Origin of the sequence: Hydrogenispora ethanolica (assembly GCF_004340685.1) — a bacterium.
GTDB classification, from domain to species: Bacteria; Bacillota; UBA4882; order UBA8346; family UBA8346; genus Hydrogenispora; species Hydrogenispora ethanolica.
The window spans coordinates 62,033-78,492 of record NZ_SLUN01000024.1 but is presented as its reverse complement, the minus strand read 5'-3'; the positions used below and the strand labels follow the sequence as shown (position 1 = coordinate 78,492).

Sequence of the window (16,460 nt, the reverse complement as noted above, 5' to 3'; positions counted from 1 at the left end):
ATATATTTCCTTGTTGGTCGGGTTGTAGATCCTATTGTCATGCATTGGAGGTCAAGTTATGAGTCACTTTGAGACAAACGAAAAACATCTTTCTCAAATCCCTGCTTTGCAGCTGCTCATCAGCATGGGCTTTGAATATTTAACACCTGCCGAAACGCTTCGCGAACGACAGAACAGGACATCCAATGTGCTGCTGGAAAACATCTTGCGGAGTCAATTAAAGGAAATTAACCGTATCCGGTATAAAGGAAACGAATATCTTTTCAGCGAGGAGAATATTCAGACCGCGATTCAGAAGCTGAAAAATGTAAAATATGACGGTTTGCTAAAAACCAACGAGGCGATTTATGACCTGATCACCCTTGGTACCGCCATGGAGCAGACCATTGAAGGTGATTCGAAAAGTTTCAATCTGAACTACATCGATTGGCGTAATCCGGATCGAAACCGCTATCATGTCACCGTTGAATATCGTGTTGAACGCGCACGGAGTACGGAGACGGCGCGACCGGATATTGTTTTGTTTGTAAACGGCATCCCCTTTTGCGTGATTGAATGTAAGGCGCCGCAAGTCGAGATAGAACAAGCAGTCTCTCAGTCTATCAGGAATCAGAATGATGACTTTATTCCGAAACTTTTCATTTATACTCAGATGGTTCTAGCGGTAAACAAGAATAGCGCCATGTATGCCACAACGGGGACTCCGGCAAAGTTTTGGGGGGTCTGGAAAGAAGCGCATTTGAACAGAGGAGAACAGGAATTTAATAAGCTGCAAGAACTTGTAAACAAACCATTGGATCAACAGGTTATTGCCAAGATTGTCGACACACTTCAAATGGATCCGGCTTTATTGGAGGAAAACCGATTTGTTACCGAGCAGGATAAAGCTTTTTATGTATTATGCCGTCCAGAGCGATTGCTGGAGTTGTCATGGAAATTTACTGTGTTTGATGGCGGAATTCGCAAAATAGCCCGTTATCAGCAATATTTTGTCATTAAAGCAACGTTAAACCGGGTGAAGCAATTTGACAATACCGGCTCGCGTAAGGGTGGTGTTGTCTGGCATACGCAAGGCTCCGGAAAATCTCTAACTATGGTTATGCTGGTTCGTAATTTGGTCTTAGATCCGGAAATTGTCAATCCCCGCATTGTGCTGGTTACCGATCGCGATGATTTGGATAAGCAGCTTGGTAATACTTTTGTCGTGTGCGGACTTGAAGCCAATCGGGCAACATCGGGAAGAAACCTGTTGGAGTTAGTGGCCGAAAAACAATCGGGTATCATCACGACACTTATTCATAAGTTTGACAAGGCTTATGCGGTAACAAAGTATGAAGATAATTCTCCCGATATTTTTATTCTAGTCGATGAAAGTCATCGTACTCAGTTCGGATCGTTTTCCGCCCGGATGCGACAGATGTTTCCCCGTGCTTGTTATCTGGGATTTACAGGAACTCCGTTGTTAAAAAAAGAAAAGAACAATTTTATAAAATTCGGCAAGCTAATTGAACCACACTACTCAATCACCCAGGCGGTAGAAGACGGCGCGGTTGTTCCGCTTTTGTATGAAGGACGGCATGTGGAAATGACTCAGAATCAGACTGCGGTCGATTTGTGGTTTGAACGCCACACCCAAGGGCTATCCAAAGAACAGCAAGCGGATCTTAAGCGTAAGTACGCTCGGGCTGAAATGCTGAATAAAGCGGATCAGGTTATTTACATGCGGGCATTTGATATCAGTGAACATTTCCGATCCAATTGGCAAGGAACCGGTTTTAAGGCGCAACTGGTCGCGCCGGGTAAACCTTCCGCGCTTAAATATAACGAATATCTCAATGAAATTGGCATCGTTACCTCGGAGGTTGTTATCTCGCCTCCTGACATGCGGGAGGGTTACGACGAGAGCGATGAGGAAGTCTCTGATGAAGTAGTTAAGTTTTGGAATAAAATGATGAAGCGTTATGGCAGTGAGGAAGAATATACAAAGCAAATCATCAATCAGTTCAAACATGGCAGCGAACCGGAGATCTTAATTGTCGTGGATAAGCTGTTGACTGGATTTGATGCTCCAAGAAACACGGTTCTTTATTTGTGTAGGGTGCTTAAAGAGCATACTTTATTACAGGCAATTGCGCGGGTAAACCGACTCTATGAAGGCAAAGAATTTGGATTCATTGTGGATTATGCAAGTGTTCTTGGAGAGTTGGACAAAGCGCTGACCATGTATAGCGCGTTTGAGGGGTTCGACGAAGCCGATCTTACCGGTACAATAACCTCTATCAACAGTGAAATCGAAAAATTGCCGGAACGCTATTCGGACCTATGGGATCTTTTTAAAACTGTAAAGAGTTCGTATGATGAAGAGGCGTATGAAATATTACTCGCAGATGAAGAGCTGAGGGAAGAGTTTTATAGTCGTCTTTCCGAATTCAGTAAAAACTTAGCCATCGCCCTTTCTTCAGACAAATTTTTATCAGAAACGGATGAAAATACTTTGTCGAGATATAAGTCGGATTTAAGGAAGTTTCAGTCGCTTAAGGTATCTGTTAAGATGCGTTATGCTGAAGCGATTGATTACAGAGATTATGAACCAAAGATTAAAAAGCTGCTTGATACCCATATTCAGGCCAATGAGGTCATCCAACTTAATGAGCCGGTTAATATCTTTGATGACAAAATGTTTAGCCAAGTGAAAGAGGAACAAGGGGTCTATAAAATCAAGAAAACCACGGCCTCCAAAGCGGATATGATTGCTCATGCCATGAAAAAAGTCATAACGGAAAAAATGGATGAAGATCCGGCTTTTTATGAAAAATTTTCAAAACTGATCCAACAGGCTATTGAAGACTTCAGAGCAAAAAGAATTTCGGACTTAGACTACCTAAATAAAATTGTTGATGTTAGGCATAAAGTTGTTCACAAGGTACATGATGACGTCCCTGAAGAAATCTCAGACAACGAAGATGCCATGGCTTATTACGGAGTGCTGAAACCATTCCTAGAACAAAATAACCTTAGTGAATCGGATCTTAAATCGATTAGTGCAGACGCAGCGATTGCGATACAGGATATTTTGGAAAAGAATGATAAAGTTAATTTTTGGGATGATGGAGACGCTCAGAAGCAAACGATAAATGAGATTGATGACTACCTTTATGATGAGTTAAAAACAGAAAGAGGTATTGAATTGTCATTGAATCAAATGGATGAAATCATAGAAAAGGTCTTACAGGTGGCGAAGCATAGGAGTTACAGATGATGGAGTTAACAATACAGAAGCAGGATAAGCGTCCGTTTGTTTATGGACGGAGGACCTTTGAATATAACCTCGCTTATTGCGAAAGAAAGACTATGGAAATTGCGGTTCATCCGGATAGCACGGTTTTCGTTAAGGTACCAATGGACTCGGATATTTTAATGGTTGAAAAAAAGATAAAACAGAGAGCAAGATGGATTATTCGACAACTGACCTACTTTAAACAATATACCCCGAGAACACCAAGCCGATGTTATGTGAATGGTGAAACGCACCTCTACTGTGGGAAACAATATCGACTAAAGGTTTTAGTGGGCCATGAGGATAGTGTTAAGTTATCCCGTGGTTTCTTTCAGATTACCTGTCGTGATGAACCGACTCCGGAAATAGTCCAAAAGCTATTAAATAGATGGTATTTTGATAAAGCTGTTTCGCAATTCAATGAGAGCATGGAACGTTGTTGGCCTAAGTTTAATAACCTTTCCCTTGTCAAACCATCAATATCGATAAAAAGGATGAAGAAAAGATGGGGGAGCTTATCTAAAAAAGGTACAATGACGCTCAATACCGATCTAGTCAAGGCGCCGAAGGAATGTATTGATTATGTTTTAATCCATGAATTGTGTCACTTGAAATATCATGATCATAGCCCCGAATTTTATAAGCTACTCGACTCGATGTTCCCTGGTTGGGAAAAGGTTAAGCATAAACTGGAACTTACTATGGTTTAAAATAAGATTAAAAAAAGTTTCTAAAAAAACTACCGGGTTTTTGAAAAAATTGGAGCAAAGACACTCTCGAGAAATTTATAATTAACCTGTTGTGCTAATAGAGTTGTCTTTCAATCATGATTTGGCACGATGAAAATTATCGTTTTTGAATGTGGAGGGAGAATAATGGCCAAAATCAATGTTTTAAATAACGAAATCGCTGTTTACTCTCAAAACGACGAGGATTATATCTGCATTACCGATATTGCCAGATATAAAAGTTCCGATCGGATAGATGATTGAATCAGAAATTGGCTCAGAAACAGGAATACGATTGAGTTTTTAGGAATCTGGGAGCAATTGAACAATCCGGATTTTAAACCCGTCGAATTCGACGGGTTTAAAAATTGGCCGGTTTAAATAGTTTTCTGAGTATCAAGTTAACTCAGTAGACAGAGGGATAAATCAAACTCACCCCCTAGCGACTTTTGGTTAATTTTGGTTGACCCTACCCGCCCCCTCTCTTTCTGATAAGACATGCCTGGTAAATCGTCAAAAAAGAGAGGGGGACCGAGGGGGTGAGTTCAGTCCGAAAATTTCAGCTTCAATTTCCGTAGTTATCATTTTAGACATGGTCCCGTTGAGTATCATGCGCTAATTCATTTGCTGAGCTAAAATAATAATCAGTTACAATAATAAAAAATTATTCCACAAAATCAACAAAACTCATTGACTAAAAATAACGTTCGCGGTATAATATAGCCATGATGCAACCTTCCGGAAGGGTTCATTCTACCCATTCTATTTACAGGAGGCAATGATCATGTCACAAGAGGTAAACGAATTGACTCATCCAACCATCGATTCAACCGAGGATCCAGCCCAAAAATCCGGCCCGTCCCGCTCGCTCGACGCCAAACTGGCCCGGGTTGCCGAAATGATCGCCGGGATGCAAGCTCATGCCGAGCCCTTGGAGAAACGGGGCCTTGATGCGGCGTTCATGACGCAATTCAGCGCCGATTATCAGGCGCTGGTCGACGCCCACAATGCCCAGTTGGCCTGCAAAGCCCGGATGATGGAGAAGACCGAGGAGATCCAGGCCAAACTCGGCCAGATTCAACTGACTTACTCGGACGCCCGCGCCCAGGTGAAACGGATCTTCCCCAAATCCACCTGGCGCGAATTCGGCATCACCGACCAAAGGTTATAATCACTGACCATTTGTGACCCGCGACGGATGCCTTTGACGGATTGCCCAAAAAGAGAAACAGAGGCGTTTATTTTTTATCCTTTGTGTTCATTTTAGGCAATGAAATGCCACAGAAAGTAAACGCCTGCCCAAAGCGGGGTGAAGCCGGTGGGCAACGGCCAAAAAAGCCTGATGATCTTCGGACATCAGGCTTAAAACTTTTTTAACAGCTGCTTTGTTTTCCCGTGAGGTTGAGCCGACATGCGGTTAAAAAATAACCATTATTTTTGCTGAAAAAACTGAACAGTCAGGCCATTCGGATCTTTGATACAGAAAAATTTGGAGCCGGGAGTTTCAAACGGTCCACTGTGTACAGGAATGTTTTCACTTTTTACCTTATCCAGCATTGCGTCAACCGAATCGACAGCAAAACCGATCGATATGAATTCACTGTAATGGACCGCGCTATTGTTGCTATCCGTTAGGAGTTCAACCAGTGTTTCATCGGTAGTGCCGTTGCCCATAAAAGTTATTTCCATTCCAGGTCTCGCGGGAAAACGCTTCAACACTTGAAGTCCGGTCAGGTTGGAATAAAAAGCGATCGCTTCATCCATATTCTTTACATAGATGGACGTCCACAAAAATTTCATGTTTATCCTCCTTATTTTTTTGAATTTAGAATTCTGACTATCAAGTTAGCTCCGCAAGAAAATACGAAGGCATGATAGGGATTTGGACCTAACCCTCGCCCTTCCCTAGAGAAGTTGTTCAGGGAAGCCGATTCGACGGGAAGGGTAACCCATAGCCGCTAATCTCTAAATGCCTTTCAGTGCGAAAGCATCGGTTGCTGCTTGAAAAAAGTCATAAGGCGTTGAAGGTTTTAGCTCTTAGAGTTCGAAGCCCAAGGTTACCTTTCCCCTTGTATAATCTGCTTTCATAGGCTGCTCCGGGGAAGGGCGAGGGTCAATGTCGTCAAGCGATGATTACATATCTTGGAATTTGATTTCAACGGTGCCTACGATGTAGACGATATGCGGGCCAACCGGGGCATGAATGCCCCGGCTACAAGATGGAAGTCCGAGCCAGGACGGCTAAAGGCAAGCGGCCAGGGATGGCAGTACGCGCAGCCCCTTCCGTGGCTAATTTTCAGCAAAATATTTTATCCCGTTTTTAGGGCCTTTCAAGGTCCTTTCGTCTTGTAGCCGGGTGATTTATCGCCCGGTTGGCGTTCAATTTCGTCAGCTAAATTTTTCCACGATCGCTTGACGACATTGGGGCGAGGGTTAGGTCCATAGGCGTCATGACTTATCCTTCAATTCCTTTATTCAAAGTGACAGATAGGGTTCTCCTTACTTGGGGGTACAGAAACAATAGGATGTTTGCGGAGTAAACTTGATACTCCAGATTTATTATATCAAACAAATGTTCGATAGGAAACCCTTTGCTGAGACTTCTTGATAGTCAGTTTTAGAATTTACCCTTAGCAGTTTTTCTAGAATTATAATAATACAAATCTTTTGGATGATGAAGAGTATAGATGATTTCCTTGTCGACAGAAAAAACGCCCTTGATATTCAACCATACTCTTTATCGAAGCGATGGAAATTTATGAAGGATGGTACGGATATCATCTTAAGTTCTGGGAGGCAACGGTCCAAAAAGCCCGGAGATCCTTGGTCACCGGGCTTTCTTTGTATTTTTAGACAATGTAAAGTGGCAAATCACTTTCGATAAAGGTTCCGGTATTCAAGCGGCGTGATTCCCAGGTGCTTTTTGAAGAGTTGCGCGAAATAGCTGGGATTTGGATAGCCTACTTGTTCTCCCACGACCGCGATGCTGAGATGGCTGGTTTTCAAAATTTCCTTCGCTTTTTCCAAACGGATGTGGATCAGATAATCACTAAAGTTTTCCCCGGTCTGTTGCTTGAAAAGATCGCAAAGATAATTCTTATTGACATGGAGATAGGATGATGCGGTCGTTAACGAGATGTCTTTACCGAAATTATTCTTTATATAATCGATGACTCCGGTGATCAGTTCGCTATATCTCTTAACGCCTGTTGTATGCTTGATGCCAACCAGATCCGTTATATTCTTAAAATCCTTCAACAGCTCAGGCATTGATCGAGCGTCTTCGATCATTTTAATATATTGGAACCGGTTTTCCTTGATATCGGTCATCTCAAAACCGCTCTCACTGAGGTAAAAAAGCAAATAATTAAACACTTCCACCAACATTTTTTTTAATTCGTAAGGCTCAAAGTACCGCTCATTTTCCAAGCTGAAATTGATATACCCCGCAATCGAACTGTACAATCCCTCGAAATCGGATTTTTCCAACCAGGCGGCCAGCTGTTTATAGTCCACGATGGGAACATCGATCTTTCCTTCATATTCAGTAAATTTGAACAAAAGTTGCGCATGGTCGTAGAAACGGAACTGAGCGACCGGGAGTGTTTTAAAGTAAATATTCCGGGTTTGTTCGATACCGGAATAGGTCTCGCTTAGCGCCGCGACATAAGCGCCGTTTCCCAAAGAATTCAGCTGATTGATAGCCTGAATGCACGCGGCTTCAATCCGAGGGACATCGGCAGGCGAGGTATTCAGCAACAAAGTGATCACTTTTTCACTGCTAAAAAAGATGAATGGCGTTAATTCCGGGTGAAAACATCCCAGAACGGCTTTTTTCAGTGTTGCCGCGGGATAATTCAGCTTGATATCCTTCCATGGCGCCGCTTGTTCGGGACAAAGCAGAATGAGTTGTAGATTTTCGTCACGCAACACAAAACCATATGCTGAGATATTCGCAAAAAAGATCTTTTTATCCATTGATTCAGTGGTTAAAAGGCTTAAAAATAATTGTTCGAGATGCTCTTCCTTACGGGAAGGGGTTTTGCTGGAGTCACTACCATTTTCCGCCGCTTTGGATCTGGCTTTTTCGATCACCCGCAGCAAACTGGCGGGGCTAATTTCCTGTTTTAAGAGATAATCGACTGCCCCGAGTTGTAAGGCTTCCCTGACATATTGAAACTCACTGTAACTGCTGACGATAATCACCGGCAGATTATCGCCATCTTCACGGAGTTTTTTGATCAGCTCGATCCCGCCCATCACGGGCATGACAATATCGGTAATTACAATATCAGGACGGTTGGTCCCAATAAATTGCAGCGCTTCAATGCCGTTTGCGGCTTCGCCGGTTACGATATAACCGTGTTCCGTCCAGTTCGTCAAGTGAATTAATCCTTGGCGGAGTAATTTTTCATCATCAACCACCAGAATTTTGTACATGGCTTACTCCTATTCGAGAGAATTGCATAATCTGAGTATCAAGTTAGCTCCGCAAGAAAATACGAAGGCCTGAAAGGGGTTTGGACCATCGGCGTCATGACTCATCCTTCAATTCAATAGATTTCCGGCAAGGTTATGATGACCAGGGTGCCGATTCCGGGCGCGCTTTTGAGGGTGAGACCGAAACTGTCGCCGTATAAAAGTTTGATTCTTCGATCAACATTATGAACTCCGATACCGGAGAAGTTATTATGGCTGGCGTAGTTATCCGTCAGGATCTTGTCGATCATGGCTTCATCCATTCCGACGCCATTATCCTGAATTTCGATGGTAACCCTGTGATGAGCGGCGGTGCAGGCTAAAACGATGGTTCCGTTAATATTTTTCGGCTCAATGCCGTGAAAAATGGCGTTTTCAATCATGGGCTGCAATAACAATTTGGGCAGCCTGCATTTTTCCAAGCCGGCGGCCAGGTGAATGTTAAGAACAATATTTTTGCCGGTACGGATCTGATGGAGATAGATATAATTGCGGATGTTTTCGATCTCTTCTTCCAAAGTAATGATCTCATCTTGCAAGCTGACGGTCTGGCGGAGTAATTTGATCAGCGCGGTTAAAGTGGGTTCAATCAGCTCGATCTGTTTCGTCCAAACCAGACATTTAATGGAATTGAGCGTGTTATATAGGAAATGAGGGTTAATCTGCATTTGCAGCGAATGGAATTCCGCCTTTCGTTTCTCTTCCTGTTCGCGCAATAATTGGTGAATCGTATCATCCAAACGTTGAATCAACATATCATATTCGGAACTGAGCAAATCGATTTCAAAGGCGTTGGCCGCAATTTTTTCAGCCTGGGAAAGCGGGGTTAGATAGGTGCGTACCCTCCGGGTTAAGACTACCAGCGGGTTAGAGAAAGAACGCGCCATGAAATAGGCGATGATCGCGGAGAGCAGGAAACAAAGGCAGGCAATGAAGGCAATTTTGCTTTTGAGACCGCCTATAATTTGATAATGGGTCGCCTCGGGAACTGAATAAACGATATACCAGTCCATATTGTGTACCTTTTTAATCAGGGTAATCAAGTGGTTACGGCGATAGATTTCAGTTTCCGTTTCATCGGCAGGGCGGTGGTTCAAGAGCATTTCCAGCTCGATGCCGCGGAGGGTGCGTCCGACCATGGTCCGATGATTATGCGATAAAATTTTGCCTTTCCCATTGACGATATAGAATTGACTCTCGTTACCCGGCACATTTTTATATAAGTCATACAGAAAAGATTCTTCCAAACTAAAAAAGTAGATTCCGTAGACACCTTGGTTTTCCATCGCTTTTACGAATGTAAGCACCGGTGTTTGCCCGGGAATACTTTCGAAACCCGGATTCATATTTAACCACAGCAAATGGTTGGGCGCTTTAAAAAGTTTGGGGTACCAGTCTTTGTTGATAAAGTCATCAAGAGTCGCCGCGCTGGAATCGTTCTTTGTCAGGTAACGCAGGCCGTTTTTTCCCAAAATCATGGTATGAGTATAAGAGTGGTCAAATGCCAGGGAATAATTCATGATTTTGTCCTCGACGGTCCGGACGTTTTGAAGCCGTTCCAGCGGAGTCATTGATTTCGATTTTAAAGCTTTTTCAATGTCCGAATCGACCAGATAAAGAGTTACTAGCTGATATACCCGGTTAATCAAGGTGCTGAGGTTTCCTTCAACTTGAGTGAGAGCGGCCGTATTGAGGCGGATTAACTGATGATTGATAATCTGCTGCGAGGCGTAAAAGGAGAGTGAACCGATGATGGCTACCGGCAAGATGATGAGCGTAATTTGCGAAACCCATATCTTCCCGAACATACTACGGAGGAATCGCTGAAGATAGCTAAGAAGTTTAGTCATCATACAAATATGAAAGATTCCTTTAGCTCAATTTTAACATTGCATTCATTTTTCATTATGATGAAGGGGCTGCGATTCGTCAAGCAAGAATAAAAAGGAAAAACCCTATTTTATCTGGCACTTCAGTGGCAAGTGATAAATTCTGAATCGAACAACATTATTCCTGAACGGATGGATAGAAATAGTTTATTCCAAAGTAAATACTGAATTGGACAACATTTTTAGCGAACGACTTTACTGTGAAATTTTTGTGAATGATATATGATGATGCTGTAACGTTTTTGAAATGATAATTACACCATAAGAACATGAAAATGTTTAAAGAGGAGGAAAAATAACCATTAAAAGGATCGGTTTTCATATTCGGGTTATAAAAAATAAGTTTATACAACTTTTCTAGAGTAAAGAGGTAATACGATGGAAATATCGATAAAAAATAAGACGAAAAGATGGAAGTCATTGGAAGAAGACCCGGTCGGTTATGTTTTAATTGCACCGTTTTGGCTGTTTACGTTTTGTTTTGTATTGGCGCCCATTTTTGCCAATATCTATTTAAGTTTTACGGATTACAATTTAATGCAAATGAACTTCGTGGGGTGGAAGAATTATCTTTTTATGTTGCATGATGAAACCTTAAAGGTATCTTTATTAAATTCTTTCTACTTTACAATTTTCACCTTGCCGCTGACGATGGGCTTGGGTTTGGGAATCGCACTTTTTTTAAAAGAAAAGCTATTCGGCTTAAAGTTTTTTCGAACCAGTTTTTACACGCCCTATGTCACTTCAATGGTCGCCGCTTCCATGATCTGGTTGTGGATGTTTGAGCCGTCGAACGGGATTTTTACCAGAATGGTCAAGATATTCGGTTTTCCGGGCCAAAAGTGGCTTTTTGAACCGACTACGGCGCTGGGCGCAATTATTGTCGTGAGCATTTGGAAAGCAGTGGGTTATTATATGGTGGTTTATATCGCCGGACTCCAGTCAATTCCGCGATATCTCTATGAAGCGGCTAAGATTGACGGCGCTTCCGCTTGGCGGCGTTTTTGGAATATCACGTTTCCAATGTTAAGGCCAGTTACTTTTTTCCTTTTTGTGACGGGTTTCATCAATAACTTTCGGGTTTTTGAGCAAGTGCAGATCATGACCAATGGGGGGCCGATGAATGCTACGACTACCATTGTCCATCAAATTTATAACCGTGCCTTCAACGAAATGGCCCTAGGTTACGCGGCGGCGGAAGCGGTCTTGCTCCTGATCATTGTTTTTGCGATTACTGTGCTCAATTTCAAATACGGCAATCAGGGCAATGATCTTGAAGCGGCATAAGGGAGGCAAATCGGTTGAGTAAAGAGATGATAAAACCGCAAGTAAAAAAGGTATTGTTGATTGGCGCCATGTTCTTGCTTTCGTTGATCATGTTATTTCCGTTTATGCTAATGCTATCCACTTCTTTAAAGAGCGGTGCCGAACTGATGGAACCCGCGTTCCGAATCATTCCTAAGGTTTGGATGTTTGATAATTACAGAATTGCGATGCAGACTGGAAATTGGTCGTTGTATTTTTGGAATTCGTTTGTGGTCACCGGGTTATCGGTTTTAATCAGTTTAGTGATTAATTCCACCGCCGGGTACGCCTTTGCCCGATTGAAGTTTAAAGGCAGGGATTTTTTGTTTATGGTAGCGCTGGTCGGAATGATGGTACCCCAGCAAGTCAGTATGGTCCCCCTATTTACTATCTTGCGTAAAATCCCCCTCGTCGGTGGAAATGACTGGTTCGGTAATGGCGGACATGGCTTTATCAACTCTTACTGGGGCATGATTCTACCCTATATCGGCGGGGCGTTTGGTGTTTTTCTATTCCGGCAATTTTTCATGAATTTTCCCTCTTCTTTGGATGACGCCGCCAAGATCGACGGATTGGGAAGGATAAAAGCCTTTTATTATATTTATATGCCGCTCAGTCTCCCTGTTTTTGCTACTCTGGCAGCTTTAAAAACTACTCAGGTATGGTCGGAGTATATCTGGCCGCTGATAATCACGCAAACGGATGCCATGAAAACAGTACAGCTGGCTTTGACCGTGTTTCGTACGGAAAATGAAGTGCACTGGAATTTATTGATGGCAGCAACCGCGGTCATTACCTTGCCGCTAATCGCCGTCTTTTTAGGAGCGCAAAAGTATTTTGTCGAGGGGATCGCTTCCACCGGAATGAAATAGGGACACAATTCACGGAATCTTGAGACTGGATCAAGTTTAAGGGAGGAGAAGGTGGTGTCAAAACAAAATATGCAAAAGTAGCGGTATTTTACTTGAAAATTGGGAGGTAGAGGAATGATGAAAAAAGTACTGGCTTTGATATTGGTATTGGTTTCGACGCTTGGGCTATTTTTCAGCGAATCAGGAATCGCTCAAGGAGCGAAGAAATTAGATGCGGCTACCATTAAGTTTTGGTTTCCAACCGAGGGAACGGTCAATGATGCCTATTTTATGGATGCAGTCAAAGAGTTTGAAAAAATGTATCCCCAAATCAAGGTGGAAATCACGAGATTGCCCACCAATAATACGGATGTTGAATTGAAATTAAACGCGGCACTGTTGAATAACGATTACCCGGATGTTTTCTCCTCGTATTTAGTATTCATCGGAACCAGGGGGTCGAAGGGCGATTTTGCCGATTTGCGTCCGTATCTCAGGCAATGGAGTGAAAAGGGAGATTTGATGGAAAGCGCGTTGAATGTCGGCGCCTATAAAGGAAAACAATATGGAATTGGTTATTATCCTGCTCCACAAATTTTGACTTACCGGACTGACTACTTTAAAGAAGCAGGCTTGGATCCGGCGAAACCGCCGACGACTTGGGAAGAACTCCGTCAGTATGCTTATAAGTTGGTCAAAAAAGACAGTTCCGGGGCTGTCATTCGTTCAGGATATGATGTGCCGGCGATTGATGCCGAAACCTCTTTACTGGCTTTTATGCGTCAGGCAGGCTCCTTGGTAATTGACGAGCGAAAAGAAAAGACCGCTTTCGTAAATAAAAAGAGTGCCGATGCCTTAGAGTTTATGACAAGCATGAAGGATCAGTCGATTCCCTATGATGGTGCAAAACTGGACGATTTCCCTTTCATGAAAGGAAATGCGGCGATGTGTTTTATTAACATCGGCCAAATCAGCAAGCTTTTGGCGAAAGATTCCTCGATGAGTGACAAATTGGCCTATGCGCCGGTTCTCAAGAAAAATGCCAAATCCGCTTTCTGTGGTTATCGCCTCTTTACCATGGGCGCGAAATCAAAATATAAGAACCAGTCCTGGGAATTTATCAAGTTTATGATGAGCAAGGAACAGATGATGAAGCGCGCCAAAGAAATAAATATCCCCGTTGTCCGCAAATCATTAGAAGATGATTACATTCAGTTAAATCCCAAATTAAATAAGGCAATCGTGGAATATACCCAATATGGAAAAGGGATGCCGGTTACATCTTGGTCTAGTATTTTTACCAAATTTATCCGGAGCGCTTATGAACAAGTATACACCGGTAGAAAAACGCCGATGCAGGCTTTGAAAGAAATCGATCTTTCCATAAAGAAAGAACTTGAGGGGATTTTTGGGAAATAACTGTTATGAAGACCCCGTTTTGGCATGGATTACCCAACGGATTGATTATCAAAGGGAGTGTGTCCTGTTGGAAATATACACATTGGAAAATGATTTTTTAAAGATGGTAGTTTCTAAAAAGGGGGCAGAGCTTCTTGAGGTAATCGGAAAATCCGATGGGTATCCATATTTGTGGCAGGGAGAACCGGCGTTTTGGGGGAGCCGAGCGCCGGTTCTCTTTCCGATCATCGGCAATTTAAATCAGGGAAAATATCGGTATGACGGAAAAGAATACCGCATGCAACGGCACGGCTTTGCGGCAAAATCGGACTTTGAATGCTGGCAAAACGATGCCGACGAAATCAGTTTTTCCTTGACCCATAGCCAGGCGACTTTATCTCAATATCCGTTTGAGTTCCGGCTAGACGTTCGTTACCGGCTGCAAAATTCAACGATAACCACGGAATATCGCGTGGAAAATACCGGTTCCCGGCAAATGTGGTTTTCGATTGGCGGACATCCCGGGTTTCATTGCAGTTTAAATTCGGAAGGTAAAAAAGCGGGCCGGTTGATTTTTGAGAGAAACGAGACAGTCAATCGCCTGGTGAATGAACTGGGTTATTTAACGGGCCGGGAAGAACCGTTTTTAAGCGATCAAAATATCATTGACCTGGCTACAGTCGATTTTGACAGCAATGCCAAGGTATATATCATGAAGAACCTTACATCAGAGCAAGTTACCTTGGAAGATCAAAAAAGCGGTAAACAGGTCAGACTGCGATTCCCGGGGTTCCCGTATTTGGGAATATGGTCGCCTGCCAATCAGGCGCCGTTTGTCTGTATAGAGCCTTGGTACGGCATCACCAGCGTCATTGCCGATTCCGCGGATGAATTGGAGCATAAACCGGGTATCCAAGGACTTGCTCCGGGAGAATGCTTTATCTGCAGTTATGACATTACCTGCCTGTAAATAAGAATGGACCGGTTGTATGGATAAGATGAAAGGTTAATGGAGAATGAAGGCCATCGTATTTTTATTTGACACGCTTAACCGGCGGTACTTACCTTCCTACGGGAATGATTGGGTCCATGCGCCCAATTTTAGGCGATTCGCCGCACGGTCCGTGATTTTTGACAATCATTGGGTGGGTTCCGCCCCGTGTGTACCGGCCCGCCGCGACCTTTTCACCGGCAGGCTGAATTTTCTCGAACGGAATTGGGGACCGATTGAACCGTTTGATTATACGCTGCCGCAAGCCCTGCGGCAACATGGCATTTTCACCCATATGGCTACGGATCATTACCACTATTTGCGGATCGGCGGCGAGAATTATTGTCAGCAATTCGATACCTGGGACTGTATCCGCGGTCAGGAAAATGACCCTTGGGTATCCCGGGTCAATAAAGACGAACTTCCGCTGCACCTCGGGAAATTTACTCCTCAATACGGACTGAATCGGATGAAATTCCGTCACGAGCAGGATTATCCCGGACCCATGACCTTGCGGGCGGCTGCGGAGTGGTTGGAGAACAACCGGGATGCCGATAATTATCTCCTCTGGGTCGAAGTGTTCGATCCCCATGAACCGTTTGATTTCCCGCCGGAATATTTGGCGCAATACGACGATCGCTATGCCGGTCCGTTATATCAATGGCCCGAATACAAACCGGTTAATGTGCCGTCCGAGGCGTTGGAGCATATCCGGAAACGGTATGCGGCGTTATTGACCATGGCCGATCACTGGTTCGGCAAAGTGCTGGATGTGATGGACCGGCAGAAGCTGTGGGATGACACGCTGGTGGCCTTAACGGCGGATCACGGCTATATGTTGGGTGAGCACGGATTGATGGCCAAAAATTATATGCCGGCTTATAACGAGGTATTTCATATCCCTTTGATGCTGCATCTTCCCGGGGATCAATACAGCGGCAGCCGGGTCGGAGCGTTAACCCAGAATATTGATCTTTTGCCGACGCTGTTGGAGTATTTCGGAATTGAAGCGCGGGAATGCCCCAATAAACTTCATGGCGGTTCGTGGCTGTCATTGGTCAACGCACCTTCGGCACGGATTCGGGAGTACGCTCTTTACGGCTATTTCGGCAGGGATGTCAATATTACCGACGGACGGTATAGCTATTTCCGCGCCGCGGTCAGAAAGTCCAATGATCCGTTATATCTATACACCGCGATGCCGACCACGCTAAACCAATATTTAAATAACAGCTGCCTGAGTGATATATCCAAGATCGAAACCGGCCGGTTTTTAACCTGGACCTCTTATCCCGTTTTTAAAATTCCCGGCAACGTGGTGCGGCTTCAGGATCAAACTCAGGCATTCAACCGGCGGAGCGATTTGCTTGAGCGGAATTTATTGTTTGACATCGCAAAAGATTATGCGCAGGAACACCCGAGCGTCGATGGAGCGATCGAAGCGCAAATGGTCCAAGCTTTAATTGGAACGCTGCGGAAACATGACGCTCCGGAAGAGCAGCTGGAAAGGCTGGGCCTGGTCTGAGGATATCATTTGAAATG

11 protein-coding genes and 1 pseudogene are annotated in these 16,460 nt (G+C 43.7%); 9 read left to right on the top strand and 3 right to left on the bottom strand.

Annotated elements, in window-relative coordinates:
- Positions 1-58: 58 nt before the first annotated feature.
- From EDC14_RS17770 to EDC14_RS17755, 4 genes and pseudogenes are all read left to right on the top strand, one after another.
- Positions 59-3,259 (top strand): type I restriction endonuclease subunit R, encoded by a 3,201-nt coding sequence (locus EDC14_RS17770; RefSeq protein WP_132015653.1) that lies wholly within the window; start codon positions 59-61, stop codon positions 3,257-3,259.
- Entirely contained in the window at positions 3,256-3,987 is a 732-nt protein-coding gene (locus EDC14_RS17765) for a M48 family metallopeptidase (RefSeq protein ID WP_341540171.1), read from the top strand. Before EDC14_RS17770 ends, EDC14_RS17765 begins: the two co-directional genes overlap by 4 nt.
- Positions 3,988-4,152: 165 nt before the next feature.
- Positions 4,153-4,394: pseudogene (locus EDC14_RS17760) on the top strand (KilA-N domain-containing protein); the annotation flags it as partial.
- A gap of 395 nt (positions 4,395-4,789) precedes the next feature.
- Entirely contained in the window at positions 4,790-5,176 is a 387-nt protein-coding gene (locus tag EDC14_RS17755) for a hypothetical protein (RefSeq protein ID WP_132015652.1), read from the top strand.
- 260 nt (positions 5,177-5,436) lie between these two features.
- On the opposite strand, the gene EDC14_RS17750 is transcribed toward EDC14_RS17755, so the two are convergent.
- The 3 genes from EDC14_RS17750 to EDC14_RS17740 all read right to left on the bottom strand — a co-directional run bounded on the left by EDC14_RS17750 (position 5,437) and on the right by EDC14_RS17740 (position 10,292).
- The gene (locus EDC14_RS17750; RefSeq protein WP_132015651.1) at positions 5,437-5,805 is read right to left on the bottom strand and encodes a VOC family protein; all 369 of its coding nucleotides are present in this window, start codon (positions 5,803-5,805) and stop codon (positions 5,437-5,439) included.
- 1,071 nt (positions 5,806-6,876) lie between these two features.
- Positions 6,877-8,445, bottom strand: coding sequence for a response regulator transcription factor (locus EDC14_RS17745; protein ID WP_132015650.1), 1,569 nt, complete (start codon positions 8,443-8,445; stop codon positions 6,877-6,879).
- Positions 8,446-8,558: 113 nt separating this feature from the next.
- Positions 8,559-10,292, bottom strand: coding sequence for a cache domain-containing sensor histidine kinase (locus EDC14_RS17740; protein WP_165908110.1), 1,734 nt, complete (start codon positions 10,290-10,292; stop codon positions 8,559-8,561).
- A 501-nt stretch (positions 10,293-10,793) separates the two neighbouring features.
- Between EDC14_RS17740 and EDC14_RS17735 the strand changes: the two genes are divergently transcribed.
- From EDC14_RS17735 to EDC14_RS17715, 5 genes are all read left to right on the top strand, one after another.
- Entirely contained in the window at positions 10,794-11,660 is an 867-nt protein-coding gene (locus EDC14_RS17735; protein WP_243662999.1) for a carbohydrate ABC transporter permease, read from the top strand.
- Between the two features lie 14 nt (positions 11,661-11,674).
- Positions 11,675-12,550, top strand: coding sequence for a carbohydrate ABC transporter permease (locus tag EDC14_RS17730; RefSeq protein WP_243662998.1), 876 nt, complete (start codon positions 11,675-11,677; stop codon positions 12,548-12,550).
- A 114-nt stretch (positions 12,551-12,664) separates the two neighbouring features.
- Positions 12,665-13,948: an extracellular solute-binding protein gene (locus EDC14_RS17725; protein ID WP_132015647.1), complete on the top strand. Its 1,284-nt coding sequence runs from the start codon at positions 12,665-12,667 to the stop codon at positions 13,946-13,948.
- A 67-nt stretch (positions 13,949-14,015) separates the two neighbouring features.
- Positions 14,016-14,897: an aldose 1-epimerase family protein gene (locus EDC14_RS17720; protein WP_132015646.1), complete on the top strand. Its 882-nt coding sequence runs from the start codon at positions 14,016-14,018 to the stop codon at positions 14,895-14,897.
- 46 nt (positions 14,898-14,943) lie between these two features.
- The gene (locus tag EDC14_RS17715; RefSeq protein ID WP_132015645.1) at positions 14,944-16,443 is read left to right on the top strand and encodes a sulfatase; all 1,500 of its coding nucleotides are present in this window, start codon (positions 14,944-14,946) and stop codon (positions 16,441-16,443) included.
- The last annotated feature ends 17 nt before the right edge of the window (positions 16,444-16,460 follow it).

Excerpts from the sequence above, each read along its gene's own strand:
- EDC14_RS17770 (WP_132015653.1), top strand. The coding sequence starts at position 59 with ATGAGTCACTTTGAGACAAACGAAAAACATCTTTCTCAAATCCCTGCT.
- EDC14_RS17765 (WP_341540171.1), top strand. The coding sequence starts at position 3,256 with ATGATGGAGTTAACAATACAGAAGCAGGATAAGCGTCCGTTTGTTTAT.
- EDC14_RS17755 (WP_132015652.1), top strand. The coding sequence starts at position 4,790 with ATGTCACAAGAGGTAAACGAATTGACTCATCCAACCATCGATTCAACC.
- EDC14_RS17750 (WP_132015651.1), bottom strand. The coding sequence starts at position 5,805 with ATGAAATTTTTGTGGACGTCCATCTATGTAAAGAATATGGATGAAGCG.
- EDC14_RS17745 (WP_132015650.1), bottom strand. The coding sequence starts at position 8,445 with ATGTACAAAATTCTGGTGGTTGATGATGAAAAATTACTCCGCCAAGGA.
- EDC14_RS17740 (WP_165908110.1), bottom strand. The coding sequence starts at position 10,292 with ATGTTCGGGAAGATATGGGTTTCGCAAATTACGCTCATCATCTTGCCG.
- EDC14_RS17725 (WP_132015647.1), top strand. The coding sequence starts at position 12,665 with ATGATGAAAAAAGTACTGGCTTTGATATTGGTATTGGTTTCGACGCTT.
- EDC14_RS17715 (WP_132015645.1), top strand. The coding sequence starts at position 14,944 with ATGAAGGCCATCGTATTTTTATTTGACACGCTTAACCGGCGGTACTTA.